The organism is Primorskyibacter flagellatus (genome assembly GCF_014638275.1).
Classification (GTDB): Bacteria; Pseudomonadota; Alphaproteobacteria; order Rhodobacterales; family Rhodobacteraceae; genus Pseudooceanicola; species Pseudooceanicola flagellatus_A.
The window spans coordinates 124667-150902 of the sequence record NZ_BMFJ01000003.1 but is presented as its reverse complement, the minus strand read 5'-3'; the positions used below and the strand labels follow the sequence as shown (position 1 = coordinate 150902).

The window sequence follows — 26236 nt, the reverse complement described above, 5'->3', positions numbered from 1 at the left end:
CCGTCTAGCGTCTCAGGGGAATCTTGCAAACGGTGTCATCGGCGAAAAGCTGCATCTAGTGAGTTCGATACGTCCGCTTGGTCGCATTTAGAGGCCGACGTGAAAACGACAAAAGGGCCGCCCAAAGGCGACCCTCTCTCATTCACGCGTCTGCCGACTTCTTCGCCGGATCGGCGACCCGCATGACGGTGAGCCCCTTCGCCTCGGCCTTCTGCCCGAGGTTCAGCGCGACCCCGTTGCCACCGAAGAGCACAACTCCCGTCGCAGCAAACTTGTCGTCCAGCATCTCATCGTTGCATTTGAAGGGTGCCGCCCGCCCATGCGCGGACCAGCGCGGATCGAAGCGCGCCTGCGCGACGCCGCGCGCCCGAGCCCACCGGGCGGCGATCATCTCGGCCCCGTGCTTGCCACCCTTATGGCAGAGGAAGATCTCCTGGTTGCGGTTCTGCCGGATGCGTTCGCGAACCTTGTCGAGTGTCGAGAAGATGACGTCGATATCGGTCCAGTCGGTCGCCCCCGACACGATCAGGGGAACCCCCTCGACCTTCGACTTCGCGGCCGTTTCGCGATCATGCTGTTCCAGCAACTGCCGGGCCTCGAAGACCGCTCCGGTCTCCTGAGCGCGAGCGCTGGCGCGCGATCCCGCGGCCGGGATGAAGGCATGGCCGGTCTCGACCTCGTAGCATTCCGCCGCCGCCTCGCTCATCACCTCGATGGCCGCGACAATCTCGCGGACCTGCAGGAAGCGGGCCTGCGCCTCTTCGAGCGCGGTCTCGGCGATCTCCGATCCGTCGTGGGATTTTGCCAGGGCGCCGATCTTGTCGGCGGTGCGGTCGAGCTCCTTGCCGAGAGCGATCTTGCGGCGCTGCAGGATTGTGGCGAGCCCGTGCGCGAGCGGTTCGATCTCGGTCTCGAGACCGGTGCCGCGCAGCTGGCCGAGCAGGGCCTCGAAAGTCTCGCGGACGACGCTGTCGGTCAGGATGTGATCCTCGGGGATGGGCAGCTCCGCGTCTTTCTCCGTCAGGCCGAAAAGTTCGATGGTCTCGTAGGCGTTCGCGTTCTCGTAAGTCATGTTGGTGTCTCCAGATGTTCGGGGAACCACCACGGGAGTGTGGTGGCATGGCCGTACGTCTGGTTCACCGAATCTGTCCGGGTCAGGGACGGCGAAGCCGCCGGCGTGCCGGGCGCAAAAGTTTTCCGGGCGCATCGCCCACCACGGGCGCGTCATCGAAAACTGGACCGCCCTTTCGACCCGCGCCGCCTTCGCCGAAAAGTTTTGCGATCCTTGACGCGGGCTGATTTGGGGGCCATCCGGAGGATATGCTTCCGCACTCATGTGTGTGTTGTTGACGGTAGGTTTGCCCGACGCGAGCAGGCAAAGGGCGCGACCGGACGCGGGAGACGGATGGAGCGGCGGGATCGTTTTGCCCCGCAAAACAGACCGGAGCGCAATCCGGCGGAGCGGCCGGGGCGCGGCCTGCTCGCGAGACGGGCAAACCGGGATGCCAAGTGCTGCGCCGCGGTGAGGCCGCATGGCCGAATGCGCGACGGACCGCAGGGCCGTTCTCGCCTGCGACACGCGAAGCCGAGCGGGGGAGGCCGTCAGGCAGTGGGCGCTTCGGGCCAATTAATGCGATAAGGGTCTGAGAGTGTTACGCCCGGAAGAATGTGAACCCACCTGCAGAGGAGGCGGAAGTTGAAATATCTGATCCCGATCGTCGTGATCCTGCTGACATCACCAGCCATCGCGCAGGTGCAGATCCGGGACGCCGACACCATCGTCGTCTCCGGCACACCTGTGCGTCTGAATGGCGTCGATGCTCCCGAGCTCCGAACGCGGGCGGGCCGGGATGCCCGGCGCTGGATGGTGAACTACCTCGATGGCCGTTCGATAGAATGCGAGCTCAACGGCGAGCGGACCCATGACCGATGGGTGGGCATTTGTTACGCCGATGGTGAGGACATAGGCGCCGCGCTGATCGCGGCCGGTCACGCGCTCGATTGTCGGAGATATTCCGGAGGTCGGTATGCCCATCTGGAGACGCCGGCGGCGCGGTCGCGGATCAGGCGGGCGAGATACTGCTAGCGATACGACTGCCAGGGAGCTGCGCGACGTTCAGTGCGCGAATTTAATCCGACAACATCCCTGCCGCCCGCATGCTGAAGGCGTTCTTCTCCCGCCCGAAGCCGACGATGATGTGATCGTGGACCACGATCTCCATCACCTTGCAGGCCTCCACGATCTTGCGGGTGAGCTCGATGTCGGTCTGGCTCGGATGCGGATCGCCGGAGGGGTGGTTGTGGCAGAGGATGAGGGCAGAGGCATCGAGAACGAGGGCGGCGCGGAGCACCTCGCTGACATAGACCGGGACGTGATCGATGCTGCCGCGAGTCATGACCCTGTCGCGGATCAGCCTGTTCTTCCGGTCCAGAAGCAGCACCCGAAACACCTCGACCCGTTCATGAACGGCGTTCAGAGCCAGGTAGTCGGTCAGCATGGTCCAGGACTGCAGTGCGGAGGTCGAGCGGGCATGCCTGCGCAGGATGATGCGGGCGGCGTCGATGGTCGCGATCTCGGCTTCGGAGAAACCGGATGCGCCTCGTTCGGCGATCTTTTTGGGATCGTGCTGTATCATGTCGTTTCCAATCTTTTGAGAGGATCGCGGCCAGCGCCGCTCAGTTCATGCCTGCGATGACGAGGCCGGATTTCATGGTGGGGCGGCCACAGGCCTCGCAGAAGCCGGCGCGCTGGTCGGGTTCGAGATCGGCGGTGTGGTCGCAATCGGGTGCCATGCAGATCGCGGGCACGATGCTGCCCTGCGCATAGTCCTCCAGGAAGTCCACGACCTCTGCGTAGCCTTCGGCCTCGGCGAGCGTGACCAGCTTGGGATGGGTGAGATTGAACATGCGTCTAGTCCTACTGATGAGGTGATACGAAAAGAGGGGAGCCGCGTCACTGCGGCTCCCCTCGCGGGACCTGCCTCTTGGGGACAGGAGGCGCGGGCCGGTCGGAGACAGGACCGGCACCACCCCGTCAGGCCGTTTTGGGAGGAGGATCAGGCCTGCACGGGCGAAAGCGCCCCGGTTGCCCGGGGCGCCAGTTCTGTAGCAGTCGCTGCCTGTCAGCCGACCAGGGCGAGCCCGGCGTTGTCCGACCGGTCCTGGCCTGCACTCTCGACGAAGGGAATGATCGAGAAGGTCTGGCCGCCGCGCTGCTCCTCGTTCTGCACGGCGTTCACCCGCAGATCGCCATCGGGCGTGTTGATGAGGAGCGAGACATAGTCGTTGCCGGTCCGGTTGCTCTTCGCCATCCAGGCCGAGCCGACGCGGATCGGGTGGCCCTTGGGCGAGCTGACCTCGATCCGGTAGTCGGGATGGGTCTCCTCGGTCTTGAACTCGTTCTCGATGAGCATGAAGTCGAGGTCAAACATCATGTTGGCGATGTAACCGGCAAAGGCGTTGTCTGCATCCATCGCCGTCAACTCGCCCGAGATCGAACCGGACTTCATCGCACCGTTCGAGACCAGCGGGATGATCTCGAATTCACCGGTCATCGCTTCGCGTGCTTCCTTGGTCTGCACGGCGTTGACCCGGAAGGGCCCGAGGCCGACATCGATCTGCATCGAGATGTAATGGTTACCGGTGGTGTTGCCGGTCTCGTTCCAGGCCGTGCCGATGCGCACCTTGCGGCCCGACTTGTTCACCGCCGTCACATCATAGTCCGGGCTTCGCTCGGACATCTTCGTCCGAGTCTCGAGCTGGATGGCGATGTCAAACCGGGTCGAATGGATCATGCCGGAATAGGCGGTGGCTGCGGTTTCGGCATTCTTGGTCAGGGTTCCTGCGAACATAGGTCTTCTCCTTGGGTTTGCCGCTGCCCGGCACTTGGCCAGAGCACGCGGGATTGCTTTTCGACCCCTCATGGGATCGCAAAACCACAAAGCCCTCTTTCCTTTCTCTCCTGCCCGTCAGCCCGGCCCGGCGGTAGACAAGGTGTCCGACGTCGCCCCGCGCACCACCCTCCCCTGCGCTGTCGCGCCATCATGGCCCGGCTCCGATATGAAGAAGTCGGCCTCGGCTCCGTTCAGCCTACGGCCGCTCCGGTCGGTCAACCCGATCGTGCTGCCGTTCGGCACAAAGGTTATGAGGTATTGGCCAAGGCCGTCCCGATGCACCCGATACCCCTCATTCGCCCAGTGGACGGATTTGCCGGCATCCACGGCGAGCTTTATCTCCGCGACGTTCATCCGGATCTCCATTTCAGTATTGGTGTTGGAAACAAGAGAGGCCCGATCCGTGGATCGGGCCTCTGTGCAACCGCGATTGACCTACCAGTCGAAGACCTCGAGATAGGGGGCTGGCGGGACGTCTCGATCGAAGAGGACGTAGTCACACCCGGCATCCATCGCCAACGCCATGACCGCCTTGAAGGCGTCGCAGTCGACGCCTTCCGGCATGTCGGCGAGGGTTACAGGGACGGAGAACAGCCAGCCATACTCATTCTGCATGCTCGGCGATTTGGCAAAGAGCCCGTTCTCGATAGCCTGGACGGTTTATTCAGGCAGATGTGCGGTGCTGCAATCGTAGAACCTGCGAACGTTGCGCATCATGATCCCCTCGCCTCCATCCAGTCCTTGAGGCCGAGGATCGTCTTGCCCCCAGCCACCTCGGCCAGCCATTTCGTGCGCGGATCGCCGACGGGCTCATGCGCTTGCCGGTCGATCTGCCCGTTGGCCATCCAGGGCTCGGGCTGGATCCGTCCGAGCCAGTCGGCGAGGCTCGGAATGCGGCCCTGACAGTCTTCGCGGACATGCTGCTCGCCGATCCAGCGGATGGGAATCTCACGCCCCGCCCCGTTGGTGAGGGAGAGCCCGAAGACACGTTCGGCCTCGAAGATGCCTTGCGTGTGATGGCGCAGAGCACGGTGGGTGAAGATGGCGAGATGCTCCTTTGAGGCATCGAACCAGTCGTGAACGGCCTGATAGTCGGATGGCGTTCCGCCATACTTCCGGGCGGAACTTTCGGCATGATGGAGGGGATGGGCCATGTCACAGGCCCTCATCGAAACTGTGGGAGCATTCAACGTAGCGGTCGGCATGATCGAGGGTGATGCTGTCGGCGATGACATCCCAGGTCAGCGTGCCGTAGCCGCCCTCGTTGTTCTCGAAGCCGGGATGCTGGTGATAGGCGACGGACCAGGCGAAGTCGCCAACCTTCGTGCAGAGTTCGTCAGGGAGCGCAATGCCTGCGGGCTGCACCGTTACGTCTTCGATATTGCCGGAATCGCCGTAGCCTTCGTATTCGGCGGTGACCTCGGTGATGCCGAGGCCTCGCAATTGCGGGAGCAGCTCGTTTCGGGTGGCCTTGTTGGCGGCTTCGCGCTCGGCCTGCCACTTTGCCATCGTCTCGGCAAAGGTGGTCTCGGAGTTGGTCATGGGTCTCGTCCTCTTGTCTGGGATTGGGGAAGGCGCCGAGGGGTCTGGAGACACGCCACGGCGGCGGAACGCGAGGGGGCAAAGCACCCTTCCGCGTTCCCCCGACCCAAGGCCCGCTTTTCCTTTCAGGCGGCGCGATCAGCCCTGGAGGCTGATCCGTCCGCCACGATCCGGCCGAGGATCGCAGCGGTATCGACGCCCTCCCCGTGGGGCACGAAGACCCGAAGCTGGAAGGCGATGATCTCGGTGAAACACCCCAGGGCCTTCAACCCGTCGATCGTGCCCCGGTCGGCCCCGTCGATCTCGAGACGGGCCGCGCCCGCGACCCGGCGGCGGGTGAGCGTGAGGCCGCGTCCCAGATCGACCGGCGCGGTGGATCCGAGCGCGGCCGTCAGCATGTCCCGCGGGGTTTTCGGGGTGCCGACCATGAACCGCGCACGCAGGGCCGCGGCGCCGTCCTCGCTGACGGTCCGGCCGATCATCGCTGTCTGTGCCTCAGGTGTGACGCGGTAGATGCGTTCGTTGCCCGAGGGGATATCCTTCCAGATCGGCAACAGCAGCCCGGTCAGCAGGTATAGCTTCGTCGTGGTCACCTTCGGCAGGCTGTTGGCCTCCTCGTCCCAGAGGCGGCGGAACTCGGGCTTTTCGATCTCTTCCCAGGCGGAGGCCTGGAACTTCCCTTCCTCGACATAGGTGGACCCGCTTGGCCGGGTCACCTTGCGCATGAGCGTGACGATCTCTTCGTCATACATCTGCATCGGACGCGAGGAGATCAGCGCCGCACGTCCCGAGGCACTGTTGATCATTGGCAGCTTGTCGGGGTTCCGGTCCAAAGCTTCTTCTGCGGAGAGGATATGGACGGGGTCCGTCACCTCCAGTCCGATGATCCGTGTCACCGCTCCGGAGCGCGGACAGGTCCAGAGATCCTCGGTCGAGACCTGCTCGATCCTCTCGCCGCGCAATGTCTCGACGCCGAGATCGAGTGTGCCTGCAGCCCGCGCCCGCTCGGTCTGATCGGCAATCCGGCTCATGAACTCGACAAAAAGTGCATTCTGCATGTGGATCGGCAGCGCCAGGACACGGTTGAGGAAGCGCTGGATCGGCGGCAACTCTTCCAGGAGCACGCCGTCCTGGTCGATCAGTCGAAGAGCTGTCCAATCGCTGAACTGTTCGTAGCTCATGGCCGCCGCGCGCCCGGCGGCGAGATCGGCGTAATAGCCTCGCAGCGCACCCCTTGCGATCGGGCTTTCGAGATTGTCCTCCTCGCGGAACATGCCCTGGGAGCCGGTCTCGCGCTGGCCCTTGGTGAGGGCGCCCAGCTGATCAAGCCGTCGGGCGATCGTGGAGGTGAAGCGTTTCTCGCCGTGCACATCCGAGGTGCAGACCCGGAAGAAAGGCGCGCTGACCTGAGCCGAACGATGCGTGCGGCCGAGCCCCTGGATCGCGGCATCGGCCCGCCAACCGGGCTCCAGCAGGTAGTGCCGTCGCCGTTTCTGGTTCTTGGCCGTTTGAGCGGCATGATAGGACCGGCCCGTCCCGCCGGCATCGGAGAAGATCAGGATGTCCTTCTCGCCATCCATGAAGGCCCGGGTTTCAGAAGAATTACTGCTGGCGGACCGCTTCTCGATGAAGAGGGCACCTTCGCTGGCTTTCAGGGGGCGGATGGAGCGCCCTGTCACCTCGGCCACGACCTCATCCCCGAAGGCCCAGAGGATCTGGTCCAGCGCCGAAGGGATCGGCGCCAGGGACATCAGCTCTATCATTGCCTCATCGCGCAAGGCCTCGGCCTCGCGGGAGACAACCAGGGCGCCATTCGCATCCCGCAGCGGCTCCGCGACCATGTTCCCGTCGATCTCCACGATCTTCTGGGCATGGATCGGGAAGGCCTGTTCGAGGTAGGAGAGCACATAATCCCGAGGCGTCAACGCCCCCTCGACCAGCTCGTCTTCGGGGTCCATCGCCTCGAGCCGTCGCTTCAACAGGCTCTCGCCCGTCGAGACCACCTGGATGACGCAGGCAAATCCCTCGGCCAAATCATCTTCAATGGCACGGATGACGGTCGGGGCTTTCATGCCCATCAGAAGGTGGTTGAAGAAGCGCTGCTTGGTGCTCTCGAAGCGGGATTTGGCCGAGGCCTTCGCGGCAGAGGCGTTCGTCTGACCGGAGGCATCATTGACCCCGGTCGCGGTCAGCGCCGCCTCGAGATTATGGTGGATCGTCCGGAATGCCCCGGCATAGGCGTCATAGATCTCGATCTGCGCCGGTGTCAGCGCATGTTCGAGCACGTCATATTCCACACCATCGAAGCTGAGCGCCCGCGCGGTGTAGAATCCGAGCGTTTTGAGGTCGCGCGCCACGACTTCCATCGCGGCAACGCCTCCGGCCTCCATTGCCGAGACAAAGCTCTCCCGGCTCGGGAAGGGATAGTCCGGACCCTGACCCCAGAGTCCGAGGCGGGAGGCATAGGCCAGGTTCTGCACGCTGGTGGCCCCGGTCGCCGAGACATAAAAGACCCGCGCCCGGGGCGTGGCGAGCTGCAGACGCAGCCCGGCGAGACCCTGCTGGGAGGGTTTGACCCCCCTGCCCGCGTCGGACCCCGCGGCGTTCTGCATGGCGTGGGCCTCATCAAAAGCCAGCACGCCGTCGAAACCCTCGCCCATCCAGCCCAGAACCTGGCTCAACCGGGTCGTCCCGCATTTGCCTGCGGACCGGAGTGTCGCGTAGGTCACAAAAAGGATGCCATCGCCCATGGAGATAGGCTGGTCAGGCTTCCATTTGGAGAGCGGCTGGATGTCGGCGGGCGAGCCGCCGAGGTCGGTCCAGTCGCGGACTGCGTCCTCGATGAGCGTGGCGGATTTGGAGATCCAGACCGCCTTGCGCCGACCCGCGAGCCAGTTCGCCAGGATGAGCCCGGCGCATTCGCGGCCCTTGCCGCAGCCGGTGCCGTCGCCGAGGAAGTAACCGAGCCGATAGGCGTACGCCTCTGGATTATCATCGGCGCGGGTCATCCGGGACTGGTCTTCGTCGATCGTGAACCTGCCCGGCAGGTCGCGCCCGTGGGCGTCGTTTGCCATCAGGATGGTCTCGAGCTGGGCCTCGGAAAGATGACCCCCCTCGATCAGATGGCCAGGCAGCCGCAGGTCCGAGGCGGCTTCATTCGACGGAACCGGGGGCGCGACCGAGGCCATGGCAATACTCTCGACGAGCGGCGTGGGATGTTCCTGAGCCCCCGTGATCTCAATCCGCTGCGGGCGGTAGCGAGCGTAGATGTCCGAGACCGGGGTGTTTTCGCGGGGTGTGTCGAGGCAGGTGAAGGCCAGCGGGATGGCGGCATGCGATTTGGGTTTGGCAGACGCCGCTTGGGCGATTGGGCGCTGACGTGCAACTGGGACACCGACCCGGCGCGACCCAGTCCGAAACTGCGCACCGGTTTGGATCGAGGGAGTGGCAGTGCGGGTTGCGGCGATGTCATCGATGATTTGGCGCGCCGCGTCCAGATCGTCGACCATGGCACGGACGATCTCGATCTCCTCCTGCACCTTGTCGAAGACCATGAGCTGGGTTTCCACCGTGGTGCCGAGTTTGCGGTAAACGTGGCCAGAGATCGTGAGCGCTAGGCGCGGCTTTGCGATGGCCGAGGCCCGTGACCAATGGGCCGCGTCCCGTTCCGGCGAAAATCCCATCGGCATGATTGCCACGAGACGCCCGCCCGGCGCGAGGCGCTTAGCCGCGGAGATCAGATGTTTCGCCGCGATGTGCCTGTCCCGCGAGCGATCGACCGAAGAGGCGAAGGGTGGGTTCATCACGATGACACCGGGAAGGTCGGGCACCGTCAGGAGATCATCAATATGTTCCGCGTCGAAGCCGGTCACCTGCGTGTCAATGGTCGCCTCGAGAAGCGCCCTGCGGAAGGGATCGATCTCGTTCAGCATCGGTTTGCCACCCGCGCGCACGGCAAAACCAGCCAGCGCGCCGGTCCCGGCGGAAGGTTCGAGGACGGTTTCGCCGGGGCGAATGGCGGCTGCGCGTATTACCAGTGCCGCAAAGGGCAGCGGCGTCGAGAACTGTTGCAGACGGATTTGCTGCTCGGAGCGCCGGGTCTCCGTCAGGAGCCGTGAGGCGAGCAATCTGGCCGTCGCGAGCACGTCCGAACCGCTGTCCTGCATGATCGTCGTCACCGTGGCGGCCTGCATCAGGTCATAGGCCATGCGCCAGGACCACGCGCCGCCGGCATCGCTGCCACCGAAAGTCTCGCGCATGATCCGAGCGAGCGATGAGCTCTTGAGCGGTTGCTTCTCAATCTCGCTGCCGATCAGGCGAATGGCCTGCAGAAGGTGAGGTTTCGATGGGAAATCGCGTGCGAGTGCCAGGCTTCGGTTGTCCATATCGTCTGTCCTTTGAGTCAGGTTGTGGGTCCGACAGGACAGAAAGCCGCCTCTGCGCTTTCAAACGCGCGGAGGCGGCTCAAGGCCGGACAGATGACGTCGCTGCCGGCGGTCAGGACCCCTTCCCGGCGAAAAATTCGGCCAGAACCGGACTCGCCGCACTCTTCGCCGAGCTGAGGAGTTCGGACCCGGCGAGCGAGGCTTTCGACAGACGCACGAGGTCGCCTGTCTCCTCGATGCGGTAGCAGCGACGCTTTTGCCCTCCGCGCCGGTAATGGGTGGCGGTCACGATCTGGCAGGTGCTGCCATCGGTCAGCGTTACCGGTGAGGCCAGTTTGATCTTGTCACCCTCGTCGTAGTCCGGGATTGCCGCCCAATCGCGGCAGCGCTGACGCCAAGCATGGGCATAGCTGTCGGGATCCTTCAACTCGGAGAGCAACACCAGAAGGCTGAGCGGCGCGCGGGACTCGACCGGGCCGACGCTCTCCTCCATGTCCTTGTAGCCCCAGCAGCCCTCGTCATAGCGGGTGAGGAAGACGGCGCCGAAGGTGATCGACCCGTCGGCATCGGTCACGTAGGTTCTGTCTTCAACCGGCCCGCCATCGATGTTGGTGAGCCTCAAAGCTGCATACCAGGTCGAGCCGACCTTGCAGGCCTTGAGCAACAATGTCTTGCGGGTATCCGTCTCGAAGGTGCAGAGCCGGGCGATTTCTGCCTTCTCCTCCGCGTAGGTTTTGACGCGGCGGTCGGTGTAGAAGAGCCAACCCACTATGCCGCCCTCCGGTCATCGATTTCGATGAGCGCATCGAGCGGCACGCGGTAAGGCAGCATATCGTCGAAATCCTCGCAATTGCCGCTATTCTGCACGAGGGCGTGGGTGTCGGTGGCGTCCTTCAGGATCACCCGGAACGTCCCGCCGAGACCGGAGGGCACGTCGTAGGTGCCGCCGATCAGGTAGTCAGCGGCGCGGCGCAGGAAAACGCAGATCGTGTGGCCATCGGTTGCCAGCCGGATAGTGTCGTGACCGCGGTCGATCAGCATCTGCACGTCATCGAGAATGTCGGTGTAGAACTGGCCCGTCAAATCGCGAAACGCCGCCTGCCGCGCCGCCATCCAATCCGGATCGCGGAACGGGTTGATGCCCTTGGCGAAGGCATATGTGGGATCGGCGCGTTCGGTGGTGACGATCCGCGTGGTCGAACCGTCGATGCCATTGGAGCGCAGATGCACACCAGTGCCGACGATCAGGATCAGGGCGGGTTTGCCCACCGGCCCGTTCCAGTTGGGAAGGAAGGTGGAGCAGCCGCGCGCATGCGCGATCTGCGCCGCGACGCTCGCGGCAGTGAAGCTAAGAAGGGACATGGGATTTACCTGTAAGATGGAGGGAAGGGTGCGACCCGCGCCGGACATGCCGAGCGGGCCGCCTGCTCGATCAGGCCGCTTTGGCGACCCCGGTTGCGTCTACGGGTGTCTCGGACTCGCCAGCATCAACCGGCTCGACACCTGCCGTCTGCATCATCGGAGGACACCAGGCCGCGACCGCCGCGCGCTGCGCCTCCGTCAGCGTGGCGAAAGGCTCCGCAAAGAGCTTTTCGCAGAATTCGACGACTTGCTTCTTGGTCGAAGAGGCCAATGTCACCGCCTCTTGTGCGAGCCCCAGCTCCTCGCCGAGAATCTTCAGAAGCCAGGCCTTCTTGAAGCGGTTGAAAAGCGCCGCATTCGGCGTCCAATGCGCCCGTATGTCCGGCATGATCTCGACTTCGAAGTCATGCATCAAGCTGTCGCGCTGCCTGTCCCGTGCGAAACAGGATTGCGTGGTCGCGGCCGTAGCGTAGGCGACGAGTTTCGCCTTCTCGCCCGCGTCAAGGGCCCGGAAGAGCGCAAACTGGTCGGCAGGGGACTTCGCGTCATCGGCCCAGGAGAGGTTGAGCGCGTCATGCGCTGCCGCCACCTGTTCGAGCGATGTGCCGTCGATCTCGTCCATCTTCGCGTGGGTGCGATACTCCTGTCGCGCGTCGACCTTGATCGCCTGGGTGACGCCCAAACCGCTGGTAAGCACATCCGTAACCAGCTTGAAGAGCGTGAGATCAAGCGTCGCCTCCGGGTGCTTGGCCATGGCCGCGCCGAGCGCCATTGCCCGTTCGGTCTTGAGATCCTCGGTGAGCGAGGCGGGATAGGTGATCTCATCGCCGTCTGCGGCGCCCTTGTCACTCGGTGCGCCGGTGCCTTTGCCAGACCGCTCTGTCTTGTCTTCAGGGCGCACCATCCCGACATGCAGGGAGATCTTGCCATGCGACCAGGACGCGATCACGCCGGAGCTGGCAAGATCCTCGGTGCTATAGGCCTCCCGGAGGTCCCGCGCCTCGGCTTCCAGCGCGTCCACGCGTTCGTAGAGTTCATTGTACGCCTCGTCCTCGAGTTCTTCGTTCTCCATCTCGTGTTCGAGTTTCTCAAGCTCGGCGGTGATCTCGTCGACGCGCCTCGAACCCTTCTCGTCGGGCTCGACCGGACCCGGATAGACCCGACCATAATCCGCCATGGCGGCATAGTCGTACTGAATGACCGCGTCGGCCCAGGCAAAGCCGATCTCTGCCCGAGCCTCTTCGGCGGCGGCGGCGAGTTTTTCCAGCAGGATCGTTTCGACCAGCGCGGAATCCTCGAGCACGGAATGCTCGTCCAGCAGATCGGCCGCGATGGCACCGCCGCGCGCCTCGTAGTCTTTACGCACGAAGGCCCCGATATCGTCGCTGACCTGGACACCGCGGGACTTCAGCGCGTTCCGCACGGTGTAGGCCTGGACATGGTTGTCCTCCTTGGTGAGCGCCTCGAAGACCTCGCGTTGCACCTCCTGGCTGGGATGATCGGCGAAAGCCTTCATCGTATCGAGCGTGATCGATTTGGCGCGGGCCGCGGCGCGGATGTCGGGATGGATGAGCCCATAGCGCAGACGGCCTTTGACAGCGGCGACCGTGGTACCGAAGGTCTTGGCGATGGTTTCCGGCGTCTGACCATCGACCTCCATCATCCGGGCGAAGGCCTCGAACTCGTCGATCGCGTTCATCGGGGCCTGGGTGATGTTTTCGGCGAGCGAGAGCGCGGTGGTCACATCACAATCTTCGGAGACCAGTCGGCAATCGATCTTCGTGCTGTTGGTGAAGCCCTTGGCGGCCTTGTCCGCAGCAAGTTCCAGCAGGGCCGCGTGTCGACGGCCACCGGCGAGCACCCCGAACTTGCCGTCGATCTTCTGAACGAGCAGCGGTTGCAGGAGGCCCAATACGGCGATGCTGGCCTTGAGATGCGCGATATTCTCGGAGGCGTAGGTCTCGGGGGAATTGGTCCGTACGTTTGCGGGATGGGCGACAAGATCGCCGATGGCGACGGTGGTGGGTTTGAACGACTGAGTCATGGCATGTCCTTCTCGACGTGATTGAGAGGGCCGCGAGTTTCCGTGCGACCGATCCCCGGATCCGGGAACCAACAGGACAAGAGGCCCACTTTCCCTTTCGGAGGGTCAGCGGGCCTGTCGGTGATGTAAGGTTGGGGTGCGGCCTGCCCTACCAGTCGCGCGCCATCATGATGGTAAGAACGCGCATGGTGGTTTCTGGATTGTCGGGAGCCTCGGCGCCGTAGCGGAAGTCGGAACCGGCCTCGTAGAGGTCAATTTTCCAGAACACAGTCTCGCCGCGGATCGTCACCGCCCCGAAATCGTGCCAGCCGTCAGGGTCATTGTCGGGCTCGAATGTATCGAACGCACCGGTGGCCTTCACGGCTTCCGTCACGAAACCATCGCCGGCCTCGATCAGGGACTGGGTCACGACGAGGCGGCCCTGGATCGCCTGATCCGGGGCAATGCCCAGACAGGCAAACCTGCGGAAGGCATCGTTATGGGCGGCGATGACGGTGGCGTTCGGTCGGGGATACTCTGCGGGTTCGGCATGGCTCATGGGGCTGTCCTTTCGGGATGTGTTGAAACCACCAGACCCAAAGCCAGCTTTTCCTTTCACACGCCCTACCAGCCCGGACAGCCTCGGACGTCATGCGGCCTGTTCCCCCTGCCCCGCCTCCGACACGGCGACGAGATAGTCGCAGGCGCGCTGCGCGTCCGCCGCATGTTTGAAGATCGCCCGCTTGTCTGAGCGGAGCACCCGGACCCAGTTGCTGAGATAGGCCGCATTCAGCTCCAGCGTATGCGCCGAAAACCCCAGCTTCTGACCCAAAAACACCGTACAGAGCTCCGCGACATATCCTGACAGTCCAGCCCCATTCTGAAATTTTTCGGCAATGAGAACGGTTTTGGTCATGCCGCTACCTCCTCTGCATGGGGCTGCTGCGCATGCATCCAGTCGGCCGCCTGCTGCGCCTTGCTGGCGGCGGTGAAGATGGCCTTGGGGTCGTCTTTCAGGACCTTGAGCCACGAGGCAATATAGGCGGCATGATCGGGGCGTGGATGGTGGGCGATCCCGAGGTCTGCCAGGACCAGCCCGCTGAGAATTTCCACGCAGCATTCTTCGGCGGCATAGGCGGCCGAACCAAAGCGACCGGAAAGGTCGCGGTTGAGCCTGTGCTTTGCGCCACTGGCGTGACCATTCTCGTGTAGCCAGACACCGTAGAACGACGCGGCATCGCGAAACGAAGTGAACGGCGGCATGAACACGGTGTCGGTCGACGGGCGGTAATAGGCTTCCGATCCACCGAACTCCGTCTTGACGCCCAGGTTTGTGATGAACGCTTCCGCATGGGCAAGGCGTTCAGCCTCGGGCAGCACAGGGGTCGCCGGGCGCTCGTACCCGTCCACCTGAGCGATATTGAAGACAGAAAATGCGCGGGCGAACATCCGTCGATGCCCGTCATCATCGTCTTCGTCGTCGGCCTGCTGGGAAACCTTGATCTCCCTCCACAAGACGACCGTGGTAGAGCGTTCTCCTTTACGCACCTGCGCGCCGGCATCCTGCCATTGCTTGTACGTTCCCCAGATACCGTCGCAATATCCGGCGGCAAAGCCCGTGGCCCAGAGCGCCAAGGTGTTTATGCCGCGATAGCGCTTGCCAGATGAAACGTTGGTCGGACGCGCGATGCTGCTCCCGTCGTGGAACCAGGGCGCACGCCAGTCGCCGGCGCCTGCCTCGATGGCGGCGATGATCTCGGTGGTGATACGGTTATAAACATCGGCGCGCCCGGCCGATGAGGAAGATCGGGACATGACAGGTCTCCAGGACGGGCGGAACAGGCCTTTCCCGCTCTCCTCATCCCGTCACTCACCCCGATCCCAAGCCTCCTCTCCCTTTACCGCCGACCGAACGGGCGGCGGCGCGATCCGGGCCAGCACACCCTCGATCCGGTCAACTTCCTGCTGAAGCGCGGCCCGCTGCAATCCGGGCAGCCGCTTCTCGCGCAGCAACATGCGTGCCTCATCGGCACTCCGCTCCCACACGGGCCTGTGATGTTGCGCGATGCAGGCGTTCGGGCAGCGGGTCGGTTCACAAAGCGCTGTCAGCGGGCGGTCTGCCGCGGCATCCGTCACGCGCTTGAGGCACAGGGCGGTTGCCGGATCGAAGAAGCAATCGGCAAGCGGTCCGACATGCAGGGTGCGGGCCAGACTGGCGAGCATAGTGCGCAGACGGGACCGGTCGGCGATCATCGGCGGCAATGGCCCAAGCTCGGTGGCTGTCTCGTCGAGGGTACGCGCGACACGAAGACCGGCCGGCCCACCAAGGTCGGCTCCGCCGCGCCGCCTGTCGAAATACTCGAGCAGATCATCGATCTGGCCGAGCCGGCGTTGCGCCTCGACCTCGGCGCGGAAACCCGAGGCGCTGCTACCCGCGTAGCCTTCGAACGCGGCGACGGATGCATGCTTGTACTGGATCATGCCGGCCACCGTTCCGAAGGAACGGTTGGCGATGTGCCATGCGATCGTGCGACGAAACTGGCGCGTCGTGATCCGCCAGGGCTTACCGTCCGGCCCGGGCGGTATGGCGGGCGCCTCTTCCGTCCCGAACAGCCTGTTCAGGTGGTCACGATAGGCGTTTAACTGGCGCACGATCTCGGCGGAGACGTGCGGTTTGCTACTTCGCGTCACTGACAGCACGGGCCAGAGCGTATCGAGACCATGGGCAACAGCCGCGCGCCGGGTCAACTGTTCGAGCACCCCGATCGCATGGGCGACGGGCTCGATGGTCACCCACTCCGCCGACGCTCCCCGGCCCCCCTTTCCCTTGTACGCAGTGGAACGGACGCGGTGTCGTGACACGGTGCCGTCCTCGCTGCGCGCAAGCGTCAGGCATCCCCGGCGCATCGCCTGCACCTCGCAATCGCGCATACCGGTCAGATAGGCGCAGACCACATAAGCCGCTGCCTGCAGCATGCGCTCTTCCAGGACGAGGGATTTGGCATCAAAGCGGTGCCGCCATGGCCGGCCGAGATCGGCATCGACCGAGATTGGCGTATCCATGCCGCCGGGTTCGATCCCGATATCCGCGATGGCGGCAGCGATGAGATCGGACGCGCCGCCAGCGAGAGCGAGATGCATCGCCGGCTCCCTGGCGGCATCGACGCCGACGTGTAGATGCAGAAGCTGCACGTTGACGACGGGCAGAAGCTCCCCGCTTACCGGATCGACGGATGCGGAACCGTTGGGTGGGCTTGCCCAGACCGGCACGCCCCGGCCCTGCCGCGCGCGGGACCGAAAATAGCGCGCCAGTCGCTGCCGTTGCCGGCGGCGGCGCTCCGCATGCGGCAATCCCTGTTCCGCGACGAAGAGCCGGTCGCGGCGCGCTTCGAGCCGGGAAAGCTCACGCCGGGCGGCGAGAATGTCCCCTGCGAATACCGTGATGTAGCGCAGCGACCATGCCAGAAGCGGCGCAATGATCGGCTCGGGGATGCGCGGGGTCCGGTTCTCGGGAACATGACGATAGCCCGCGACGCGCGCGGGTGGCCGCCCGTCCCACGGTTCGAACGACAAGCCGCCGCCGGGAAGGTGCTCGCGGTAGAGATAGAAGTCGATGACGACCTCGAGAAGCTGCCCGACAATGACGGGCCGCCTTGCCGGGTCCTCTCGGAGATGCCGCGCATAGGCGTCGATCAGCGGAGGATCAATGCGGGCAAGGTCCAGCGCGCCCAATCGTTCGCGGACGAAGCCGAAGAAGCGCCGCGCCCGGTTGAACGCCTGCCGCACGCAGCTGGGCGGCAGCTTCGGACGATGGCCGGGAAGGTCGACATTGAGACGCGCATAGAGATAGGCGCGCATCATTGCCTGCACATCGGCATCTTCGAGCACGTCGAAATACACGGTGACGTGGCAGCGCCGGGCGTTCTCACGGAAGACGGCGGGACCCAGATTCCAGCTTGGATCGCCGACGCGCGACAGGTCCTCGCGGGCATGGCCCGGCTTGAGCGGCGCGCACGCCAGCACGGGCCGATCATCGAACGCGTGCGCGCGGGCAAGGGCGGGCGCGGTCATGCGCGCGCCTCGGGAGGCAGATAGAGGCGCTCCTCCACGGCGCGTAACCGCGCTTCGGCGACAACGGTATCGGAAAACGCGGGCAAGATCTGATGGACGATCCGGGCATGAACCTGCCCGAACTTGACCATCCAGTCGGGACCGGGAAGCCCCTGCCGCTGGTCTTCGACGAAGGACAGGAAGGCCATGATCGCGGGGAGCTTGCGGGCGGTGATGACGGCGTTGGGGCAATGGAGGCACCCCCAGAACGGCTGCTGGCATGGCGAGCCGGCCTCGGCGAAGGGGCTGCTATGGAACCCCGCGCAGGCGGCGAGCCAGAGATCCTGCTCCCCATCGAGAATGGAACCGACCGCATCCGGCGGCATCAGCGGCCCGGCCTGTTCGGGCGCTTCGCGCAGCGTCTTCTCGGCTGCTGGCGCGAGGATGGTCGGCATCGCGGTGACGACAGCGTCGCGGAAGGCATCGGCGACGGTGGCCTCGTGCAGGGGCCGCAGCGATGGCAGATCGGCGTAGTGGCGCGCCGCGACCTCGGGCGTGTGGCCGACCGCGAAGCGGGCGATGTACCCTTCGGTTTTGGTGTACCACAGCGCCTTGTGGGTTTTGCGAAGCCGGGACAGCAGAAGATGGAGCGGCTTGCCGTCCTCATCGACAATCCGGTGCCGTGCCACCCAGGCGTCGAGGCGTTCGCGCGGATGACGGATGCCTGCATGGAGACCGCCGACGTTGTGGTAAACCCAGAGACAATCGTTGGGCAGATGCTGACGGGCGACGGTCGTGATCTCGATCAGCCGGCGGATAAGGCCACCCGGCGTGCCGAGGCCGCCGTCGCGCACGCGCATGCTCTTGTGCCCGGCGGCGCCGGCGCGTCGTTTCAGGTATCGCAGTTCGACGGTTCCGGCGGAGGGATTGTCCAGGCAATCGACCGTCAGCGCCTTCAGGCATTCCGGCTCGAGGCCGGTATCGAGAGCAAGCAGCACGAGCAATGGCGGCAGATCGGTGACGTGCAGATGATGTCGGCGATGCAGGTCGTCGATCAGCGTGCTGATCGGCAAGCCGCGCCGCAAGCGCATGAAATAGAGACGGCGCAGCTCGACGCTCTCGGTCCGAACGGCTCCATGGCGCGCGATGAGAGCTTCGACATCGGCCCGCGCTCCGGCAATGACCGGATCGCCCTCATCGGTCCGATCCTCGGCGCCGATCCGGCGGAATATCGCTTCCACGTCCGTACGGGCCGCGTCGCGCAGCGCGCGGGCGACGAAGGGACTGTAGGCATCACGCGGGGTCGAGCGTCCCGCCGAGGTCGCCATTGTATAGCGCAACCGCTCATGGAGGTCGGGCGTGATCCTGTCGGGCCGATCCGCCTCTATCGCACGCAGCGTATTGACGATCTTGCTGACCGTCACATGCCGGTAGATCGCGCCCATTCCCCCGCGTTCGAGTGCCGATGCGAAACCGTCGACATGGGCTGCGCGCACGTCTTCGGGCCCGTCCACCTCCCCCGCCTCATCGGAAAGCCAGGTGAAGAAACGGCGATAGGAGTTTACATACTGTTTGATGACGCTGGCCGCACCGATCCGGCCGCCGAGCGCGGCCGACCGGCGCAACGCGCTGGCAAAGGCGATACCGAGCGGACGAGGATCGAGATCGGTCATGTCGACCAGGACGGTCCCGCCATGCCGCGCCTCGATGACGAACCTGAGGCCGAGCACCGGATCGGGCTTGGCTCGCTCCGGCGTGACGGGTGCGAAAGCGACGGGCCTGCCCTTGCGGGGACGCCCGCTCATGCGCCCTGCGGTCCCGGCAGCAGTGCCAGCAACTCCTCGACCGCCGAATCCACCGTATCGGCGCGGGTCGCGATATGGTCGAGATAGATATAGGTGGTGGCGAGACTCGCGTGGCCGAGCAGGCGTTGCACCTGCTGCAGCGGGTCGCCCAGGATCAGCCGGTAGCTCTCCATCGGCCCCGCCGGCAATGCGGCTTCGCGCAGACGCTCCTGGATCAGCAAAGCGAGCATATGGACCGCGAAGGTGTGGCGCAGCTGGTGTGGGCTGATCGACAACGAGAAACCATAGTCTCTACAGCGCTTGCAGGCGCGGGCGAAGATCACCTCCCAGGAATTGGGTCGAACGGGCTGTCCGACCTCGGTCAGCCATAGCGCCGCGGGCTCGCGCGGCGTTCCGTTCTCGTTGCACAGAATCAGACGGCCTCGTTCCTCTGGCGTGCAGACATCGCGCATGCGGTCGAGACCGGCGTCGGTAATATGGATCGGCCGGTCAAAGCGCGCCGCGCCATCGCGCGCGACGAATTTGGCCGCGCCTGCCGCGCGCTCGACATCGATATAGGCCGCGATCTGACGAAGCAGCCGGCGTGGGACCAGAACACTTCGTCCGCGATCGCCCTTGGTGAGCGGCGGCGGCAGGCGCAGCCAGAGCTGCCGGTTCTCATCGCCGTCCGGAACGATGACCGCGAGATCACCGGCGAGCAGACCTGAGGCTTCTTCCAGTCGCAAACCTGTCGTGACGAGCAGATCAGCGAAGAGCGCGTTACGCAATCCGTTCCGATCACGCGCGCCGGGGCGTTCGCTGCCGTCAGGCGCGAGGCCGCGTAGACCGACCTCGCGGAAGATGCGGTAGTCGTCCATCGTGACGAACCGGACATCCGACCGCTTCACAACACGTTCATAGGCATCGTTGCGCGCGGCGATCATTCCGCGACGTCCACCCTGCGCCGGTCGCCACACGGCACGACGGTTGAACGGTGCATCGGCGATCAGCCCTTGCCGCTCGCCCCAGCGATAGAGGCGATCAAGGCTGGCGACGGCCCTGTTCCAGCTTGCCGCCGTGATCCGCTGACCAGCATCGCCGCGCCGGCGCGCACGATGATAAGCCTCGACATCGTCGCGGGTCGCAGCCCATACGGTCTTGCCGCAGGCATCGAGAAAGCGAAGCCAGACCGTCACATCATAGGCCTGGGCGCGAAGCGAATGCCGTGATCGAATCCCCGATAGCGGCTGGTCGAGAAAGAAGCGATCCAGATCGGGGTCGTAGAGCGTGTCGCCGCGCAGGATCAACGGCACATGCGCGTCGAGACCCCCGGCCTCGCGACGCTCGCAAACTGAAATAATCGACACCAGCGCAAAACCCTCCCCATGCCCCCACCCCGTGCACGCTTCGGCCCGGCAGTTCTCAGGCTGGCCGCCGCCAGCTCTTTGGTAAGCGCGGCGGCCAGCCTGAAAACTGCCTACCGTCGACGCCTGTCACCCATCCTACGGCAAGGTGACATGCGGTGCAGACTGTCAAGATAACGCGACGATCTCCTCGCGCGCATAGGACGTGTTGCCAAACTTCGAGAACCCGAAATCACGGTTCAGTCGATGGGGGGCTTTCGTGGCATGGGCCAGCTCATGGGCCCAGACCCCGTAGAAATTGCGCGGGTCCTGAAACCGCGTGATGGACGGCATATAAACCTTGTCCACGGGCGGCAAATAGTACGCCTCCGTGCCCGTGAAGACGGTTGTGATGTCGATGGCATCGAAAAACGCCTGCATGTGCGGGATGGGCTCGGACTGCGGATGCTCGGGCGCGGGCTCCGGGTCAGGGTAGAAGCTGTCGGGCAAACCCTCGATCTGGCAGGCATTGAACACACGGTAGGATTTCTGGAAGCGGAAGATACGGGCTTCCTCGGAGTGATCATCCCCGTCGCTGCGGTCATGCTCATCTGCGCCCGCGTCTTTCCGGCTTTGGCCGTAATAGACGACGACAGAGGACTTCTCGCCCTTGCGCACCTTTGCGTCCAAGGCATTGGCCTGCGGCAGCGTCATCCAGAAAGGCGAGCTGTGGCCCGCCATTACGGTGCGCATGGTCAGCAGGAAGTTGTTGACCCCCTGGTAGGGTTCACCGCCTACGCGCAGGGGGCGCGAGCTGCCGCCTGCCGTCCAGGGCTTGCGCCATGGCAGGACGCCGCGCTCGATGATGCGGATGATTTCGTTCGTGATGACCTCGGAGGCATCAAATTTGGGCGTGCGGGATCGGGCCATGTCTGGCCTCCTTTCGTGTGTGGGTGAGAAGTTTGGGGATCAGATTGACCGACGGGGTCGCGGATCATTGAGAATCCTCGCACCGAGCTTTTCGACCATGTCGATGTAGGTGCTCAGCGAGACAGACTTGCCGGCACCCGAATGGCCAGGGTCGACCGATCCGTCACGCGTCACGCACGGCAGGTTCGCGAAGGCGATGACATCCGTGTCGTGTCGGATATCGATGAACGGGGTTCCTCGTGCGACCGCAAGTGCGGCCAAGGGAAAGCGCTCGATCGGCGCAAAGGTCGACACGGTGGTCCAGCCGAGATGGAGGAACGTCCCACCCTCCCCGCAGATCACGTGCGCGTTTGGCAGAGTCGCAGCCTGCCTGAGATAGCCGAGATCGCGGAGAACGGCTTTCCGCTCGAGCCGCCGGGCCAGCTCCGTCTCGCCGGTTCGGCGCAGTTCTCTAAGCCGCCACCAGGAGGCAGCGGTTGCGCGCAACACGCGCAAGACACCTGTTTGCATGGGAATGCCCTTCATCAGAAACGGCAGACTGGAACCCGGCCCGGACCCATCCGAGGGACCCCAAGGGCCCTCATCCGTCAGTCACAAAACCCGAAGGACACTTTCACTTTCTGCGGGCAGTAAGCAGAAACAGACCGGAAACCCCGACATATCCGCCAATAACTGCGATCCTATCCAGCATGTCCGGATCGCCCCCCCGGATCGGCAAGTAATATCGGTGAATGTAGCCAATACATTCGTTTGTTTCATATTATTATCAATGGCTTATATGATATCATGGATTTTGCGAGGCTTGCGTCCTCAGGCACATCAAGAACTTCGCATAGGCCGGCCAGTTCGAACCAAGCAAAATCACGACACCGCTGCGCACGTGTCCGCGGATCGCTATGACAGTTGGGCGTTGTCAGGACGCACTGCAACGGGCGGCGCGTATGAGCTCAGACAAGACACAGCGCCGTTCGCGCGAATTGATCGAGGTATTCAACAAGCTTAAGCCCTGCAGTGGACCCCAGTGTACGATATCTCCAGACCATCCTTCCAGCGATGTTCCGACTTTGATGCGCCAGACGTTGGGCTGGCTCTGCACACGCTTGTCAAAGGGGTTGTCCCACGATTGGAACAGGGTGGCTTTCTGAGCCGCCTTGATCATCAGATGTTCTCCACGACAGCCGCCGACACCCATTTTCCCAATCTGTCTCACCGGTGTCCAACAACCTCAAGTCCTTGATCTGCTAAAAAGTACTTGGCGGTCAGACCAGACTTAACAGCTGTTAAGTCACATCAGAGCGGCCCACTTTCACCGGACACTTAACAGCTGTTAAGCCGCGCTCCGTCGGCCGATCAGCGCCATGACCATCGGCCCGCAGGAGAACTCGCCCGCCGCTGCCTTCGATGTCAGCGCGCGGAGATATCCACCCGGCGATCTGATGTCGGCAAAGCGTTCCAGCATGGCAACGACAACGATCGACGCCTGCTCGGGCCCCATGAACCGCTGCGCTTCTTCCCAGGCGGACGCACTGATGCCCATTGCTGGCCGCACATGGCAGGCAGCGTCGAAAAGTTGGTGCCAGTGCCGAACATCCCCTTGGTAGAAAGTTTTGAGCGAAGGACAGGCCGCAATCACCAGATGAAGTGGGATCCTGGGCACCCGCTGTGTGTCCGGCCCTTCAACGTCAGCCAAAGGCTCATCGTTATCCTTCTCTGGAACATCGGCCGCCGCCCCGCCTTTTTCTAAGGCAGGTTCAAGATCTATAGATTCTTTATTTGAATTATGATGGTGACGCTCGAAACGGGCATCACTGGTGTTCATTTCTTCTGTTTCAGGGCCATCAATAGCGTCGCGTGCCTGGTCAAGAAGAGCTTCTAGGTTCGCGCGACGGGCTGCGAGATCCTCGAGTGGAAGCTTGCGGCGAAGGGCCCGGGCCGTGAGGACGGCCGTATCGCGAAGCTGATCCCAGAGCCCAAGCCCAGGCTGAACTTCTTCACCAAACTCCGCCAAGGCTGCGAGATCGCGCCGCATGAGGCTCACAACCTCTCTCAGACGCCTGACACGCTCCTCAGCCTCACGCACGGCCTCTGCGGCTCGCGCGACCTCTTCTGCCCGGCAGTAAAGCGGGGAGAGATCGAAGCCGAAGGCCACGCGTTCTTCGCCATGCTTGCGGACGTAACGTTTGCCGTTGGGGCTGTCGCGCCGCACAAGCAAGCCAGCTTCTACCAAACGCGCGAGGTGGCGCCGCATCGTCGAGCAGGGCATACCGTTCAGCCGCTCGCAAATGGCCTTGTTGGACGGGAAGACGACCATTTCAGCGTTCCCGCCAAGCTTGTCGTCTGGAAAGAAGCTGAGAAGCCCCTGAAGAACGGTCAGATCGCGCTCGGAAATCCCAAAGGCGGCCTGGGCCTTGGACAGCTCGCGGAGGAGCTCCCACTTGTTGACGGGCTTGCCCGGAACAGACGCCTCGGGCTGCTCGACCACACGCAGATGAGCGTGCGAGATCGACCGCATAAACGGTGAAATCGGTGTGTACTCCATGATGTCATTCACGAAGGCAAAATTTTACTGGGCCCGCGAATCGCTTTGCGCTTGCGGGATAGGGGCCAGAACGCTACATTCAGAGGTGCGAAAACTGAAGTTTTGTAGCGGGCTGGTCCCGTGCGAAACCTAAGAAAGGTCTCGTGAAGTTAGCTTCTCGGGGCCTTTTTCTTTTTTGCCTGTATCGTGCCTCCTTTTTGTTTGTTGCTCTTCCTCAGTCTTCCGAACGCTTCCAGCGCTCGTGAAGCTCGGTAAGCAGCTGTGGGGCATTGCCTTCCAACCAGCTGACAAAATCGCTGTCCTCGGCCTTCAGCTCGAGTTTGAGTTGTTTGCCACGACGTCCAGTCGTAACTGTCGCCGCCCCAACGCCCGGAATGACCGTGGCGGGTCGCCCACGCGGGCGAGGTGCGGATTCGGAGTTATCGGGCTTTCCGGCTGCGGACAGGGCCGCCAAAAATGCCTGATCGGACTTCTCATCAATGCCGCCAGGGAATGCGCTCTTTGCCTCACTGGCCAAGGCAGCGAGCAGTTCGCGATCAGCCTCTGAAGTTCCGATCAGCTTCTTCAGCTCTTCCCATCGTGGCCGCCCGATACCTGGCGCGGCACCGATGGCCAGTACCAGTTCTTCTCCAACGGTACGGACCACGCTCAACAACTGAGACACCCCGGCCTCGGTCAGATTGAGAACCTCGGCGACACCTTTGTTGGTCCGTTCAGAAGGGCTCAGATGATCACCTTCGAGCAAGGCGGAGGCCACGAGCGCACGTTCAATGAAGCTTAGATCACGCCGCTCCTGGTTCTCCAAAAGCTGATCGCGAAGGGCCTGGTCACCCTCCATCTCGGTGACGATGGCGCGGACCTTGATGCCAAGTTCTCTGCAAGCTTCCAGCCGACGACGGCCATAGATCAGGCTGTATCGGTCATCTTCAAGCGGACGGACAAGAATCGGAACTCGCTGACCATTTTTAGAGATCGACGCCTTGAGACCCTCGATCTCAATTTGCAGACGGTCGTCTAGCCGTCCAGCTGTCTCGATATGGCCAGGATCAATTTCAAACACACCACCGCGTAGCCGGCGCCCCTCAAGAGCGTCGGGAGCATTGCGAAGTGTCTGCAGGGGCAGACCCAATTTAGGCTTTCTTGCCATTGCGTCCCCACGTGTTCTGGATGATCGCAGCGATCTCGTCGTTTACGGCGTTCATGGACTCGATCGCGCGATCAAAAGTCTGGCGCGTGAAGTCCTTCTTGTCAGCCTCGTAGAGCGTCTGCTTCGTCAGCCCTGCATCAGAGATAGCCGTCGACTCGACCATGTGGTTGGTCAGGACTGACCTGCCGAACAGACCCCGGATGAAGGCAATCACCTCGGTCTGTGGGGCGTCGCCCACCTTGTATCGGGTTGGCAAAAAACGCAGCCAGTCGAAGCGGAGGTTTGCGCCGGCATCTCGGATGACGCCAAGCAGATCGGCGGTCATGCGCAGGAACTGCGACATGGACATCAGATCGAGCATCTGCGGGTGAACGGTTACAAGCACCCCAGAGGATGCGGAGAGGGCGGACATGGTAAGGAAGCCAAGTTGCGGCGGGCAGTCGATGACAACGACATCATAGTCCGCTTCGACACTGTCGAGCGCGTCACGTACACGGGCGAAGAAGGCGCGGGCGCCACCGCGCTGGATGGCGGCGGGTGTTTCGTGCTCGAATTCCATGAGTTCGAGGTTGCCCGGAATAAGATCAAGACCGCGGATGTAGGTCTTGCGGATCACATCTGAGATCGGGACCGGTTCATCGTAGCGAACCGCGTCATACAGTGTGCCACCCTCCATCAGGTCCAGCTCGGGCTGGATACCATGCAGCGCAGAGAGAGATGCCTGCGGATCCAGATCGATCGCAAGGACACGATATCCCTTGAGAGCCAAGCGCTGTGCAAGGTGAGCCGATGTTGTCGTTTTTCCGCTTCCGCCCTTGAAGTTCACAACAGAGACGATTTGAAGCTCGTCACCGGCACGGCGACCCGGAACGTAGGTTCCAGGCTTCTTCGCGTTTTTCTCAAGGGCATGGCGAATCTCCCAGATATCATCGAGGGTATATCGCCTGTGGCTGCCAGCGGTGGTTTCGACGTCAGCGATCTTTCCTTCTCGATGAAGCTTGCGAAGGTAGGTATGATCAACGCCAAGCAACTCTGCGGCTTCACCGCTGGTCAAGGTGCGCATGACCTTTTTGGCGTCTGGGGGAAAGTGGGCGGCACGTTGCGCATGAAGGTTCGACGCGAGAAGCTCTGCGTACTGCCCGATGGCAATGTCTAGGTCCTGCTCAGCTTCGCTCATGTATGCCTCGATCCGTGGGCGCGTTTTTTATGTGATTGCGCGGTATTTTTCGAGACTATTG

General features: G+C 63.3%; 23 protein-coding genes and 2 pseudogenes. 1 reads left to right on the top strand and 24 read right to left on the bottom strand.

The window, feature by feature from the left end; translation table 11 throughout:
* Positions 1-142: 142 nt before the first annotated feature.
* Positions 143-1072: a DUF2493 domain-containing protein gene (locus IEV87_RS20225; RefSeq protein WP_043755221.1), complete on the bottom strand. Its 930-nt coding sequence runs from the start codon at positions 1070-1072 to the stop codon at positions 143-145.
* Positions 1073-1696: 624 nt separating this feature from the next.
* Between IEV87_RS20225 and IEV87_RS20220 the strand changes: the two genes are divergently transcribed.
* Complete coding sequence (locus tag IEV87_RS20220; protein ID WP_043755224.1) at positions 1697-2086, top strand: thermonuclease family protein; 390 nt, start codon at positions 1697-1699, stop codon at positions 2084-2086.
* A 43-nt stretch (positions 2087-2129) separates the two neighbouring features.
* On the opposite strand, the gene IEV87_RS20215 is transcribed toward IEV87_RS20220, so the two are convergent.
* The 23 genes and pseudogenes from IEV87_RS20215 to repA form a co-directional block, all read right to left on the bottom strand.
* A complete protein-coding gene (locus IEV87_RS20215) occupies positions 2130-2636 on the bottom strand; it encodes a JAB domain-containing protein (protein ID WP_081979737.1) in 507 nt (168 codons plus the stop codon).
* 40 nt (positions 2637-2676) lie between these two features.
* Positions 2677-2907, bottom strand: coding sequence for a hypothetical protein (locus IEV87_RS20210; protein ID WP_043755226.1), 231 nt, complete (start codon positions 2905-2907; stop codon positions 2677-2679).
* Between the two features lie 215 nt (positions 2908-3122).
* Positions 3123-3851: a DUF736 family protein gene (locus IEV87_RS20205; protein ID WP_048534142.1), complete on the bottom strand. Its 729-nt coding sequence runs from the start codon at positions 3849-3851 to the stop codon at positions 3123-3125.
* 117 nt (positions 3852-3968) lie between these two features.
* Positions 3969-4247 carry a hypothetical protein gene (locus IEV87_RS20200; RefSeq protein WP_188479605.1) on the bottom strand — a complete coding sequence of 93 codons (279 nt, stop codon included), beginning with the start codon at positions 4245-4247 and terminating at the stop codon, positions 3969-3971.
* An 81-nt stretch (positions 4248-4328) separates the two neighbouring features.
* Positions 4329-4508: a DUF5983 family protein gene (locus tag IEV87_RS20195; protein ID WP_043754053.1), complete on the bottom strand. Its 180-nt coding sequence runs from the start codon at positions 4506-4508 to the stop codon at positions 4329-4331.
* 98 nt (positions 4509-4606) lie between these two features.
* Positions 4607-5047 (bottom strand): DUF6915 family protein, encoded by a 441-nt coding sequence (locus IEV87_RS20190; protein WP_043754051.1) that lies wholly within the window; start codon positions 5045-5047, stop codon positions 4607-4609.
* A gap of 1 nt (position 5048) precedes the next feature.
* A complete protein-coding gene (locus IEV87_RS20185) occupies positions 5049-5435 on the bottom strand; it encodes a DUF6878 family protein (protein WP_009803668.1) in 387 nt (128 codons plus the stop codon).
* Between the two features lie 125 nt (positions 5436-5560).
* Positions 5561-9820 carry a strawberry notch-like NTP hydrolase domain-containing protein gene (locus tag IEV87_RS20180; protein WP_043754047.1) on the bottom strand — a complete coding sequence of 1420 codons (4260 nt, stop codon included), beginning with the start codon at positions 9818-9820 and terminating at the stop codon, positions 5561-5563.
* Positions 9821-9932: 112 nt separating this feature from the next.
* Complete coding sequence (locus tag IEV87_RS20175; RefSeq protein ID WP_043754045.1) at positions 9933-10589, bottom strand: DUF6927 domain-containing protein; 657 nt, start codon at positions 10587-10589, stop codon at positions 9933-9935.
* Positions 10589-11182: a hypothetical protein gene (locus tag IEV87_RS20170; RefSeq protein WP_043754043.1), complete on the bottom strand. Its 594-nt coding sequence runs from the start codon at positions 11180-11182 to the stop codon at positions 10589-10591. The genes IEV87_RS20175 and IEV87_RS20170 overlap by 1 nt, the downstream gene beginning before the upstream one ends.
* A 70-nt stretch (positions 11183-11252) precedes the next feature.
* Positions 11253-13226 carry a ParB/RepB/Spo0J family partition protein gene (locus IEV87_RS20165; protein WP_043754041.1) on the bottom strand — a complete coding sequence of 658 codons (1974 nt, stop codon included), beginning with the start codon at positions 13224-13226 and terminating at the stop codon, positions 11253-11255.
* Positions 13227-13374: 148 nt separating this feature from the next.
* Complete coding sequence (locus IEV87_RS20160; RefSeq protein ID WP_043754039.1) at positions 13375-13764, bottom strand: DUF3768 domain-containing protein; 390 nt, start codon at positions 13762-13764, stop codon at positions 13375-13377.
* Positions 13765-13854: 90 nt separating this feature from the next.
* A pseudogene (locus IEV87_RS20155) lies at positions 13855-14061 on the bottom strand (zincin-like metallopeptidase domain-containing protein); the annotation flags it as partial.
* 56 nt (positions 14062-14117) lie between these two features.
* Complete coding sequence (locus IEV87_RS20150) at positions 14118-15020, bottom strand: ArdC family protein (protein WP_188479535.1); 903 nt, start codon at positions 15018-15020, stop codon at positions 14118-14120.
* 51 nt (positions 15021-15071) lie between these two features.
* Entirely contained in the window at positions 15072-17276 is a 2205-nt protein-coding gene (locus IEV87_RS20145) for an integrase (RefSeq protein ID WP_188479534.1), read from the bottom strand.
* A complete protein-coding gene (locus tag IEV87_RS20140; RefSeq protein ID WP_043754032.1) occupies positions 17273-19060 on the bottom strand; it encodes a hypothetical protein in 1788 nt (595 codons plus the stop codon). The genes IEV87_RS20145 and IEV87_RS20140 overlap by 4 nt, the downstream gene beginning before the upstream one ends.
* Positions 19057-20406: a tyrosine-type recombinase/integrase gene (locus tag IEV87_RS20135; protein ID WP_188479533.1), complete on the bottom strand. Its 1350-nt coding sequence runs from the start codon at positions 20404-20406 to the stop codon at positions 19057-19059. The genes IEV87_RS20140 and IEV87_RS20135 overlap by 4 nt, the downstream gene beginning before the upstream one ends.
* Positions 20407-20580: 174 nt before the next feature.
* Positions 20581-21312, bottom strand: a pseudogene (locus IEV87_RS20130) (ArdC family protein); the annotation flags it as partial.
* 39 nt (positions 21313-21351) lie between these two features.
* Entirely contained in the window at positions 21352-21837 is a 486-nt protein-coding gene (locus IEV87_RS20125; protein WP_188479603.1) for a hypothetical protein, read from the bottom strand.
* 388 nt (positions 21838-22225) lie between these two features.
* Positions 22226-22471: a hypothetical protein gene (locus tag IEV87_RS20120; RefSeq protein WP_188479602.1), complete on the bottom strand. Its 246-nt coding sequence runs from the start codon at positions 22469-22471 to the stop codon at positions 22226-22228.
* Positions 22472-22639: 168 nt separating this feature from the next.
* Positions 22640-23851: a plasmid replication protein RepC gene (gene repC, locus IEV87_RS20115; protein ID WP_188479619.1), complete on the bottom strand. Its 1212-nt coding sequence runs from the start codon at positions 23849-23851 to the stop codon at positions 22640-22642.
* Between the two features lie 214 nt (positions 23852-24065).
* On the bottom strand, positions 24066-24998 hold the full coding sequence (gene repB / locus IEV87_RS20110) for a plasmid partitioning protein RepB (protein WP_188479601.1): 933 nt from the start codon (positions 24996-24998) through the stop codon (positions 24066-24068).
* Entirely contained in the window at positions 24982-26175 is a 1194-nt protein-coding gene (gene repA, locus IEV87_RS20105; protein WP_132998387.1) for a plasmid partitioning protein RepA, read from the bottom strand. The genes repB and repA overlap by 17 nt, the downstream gene beginning before the upstream one ends.
* Positions 26176-26236: the final 61 nt, after the last annotated feature.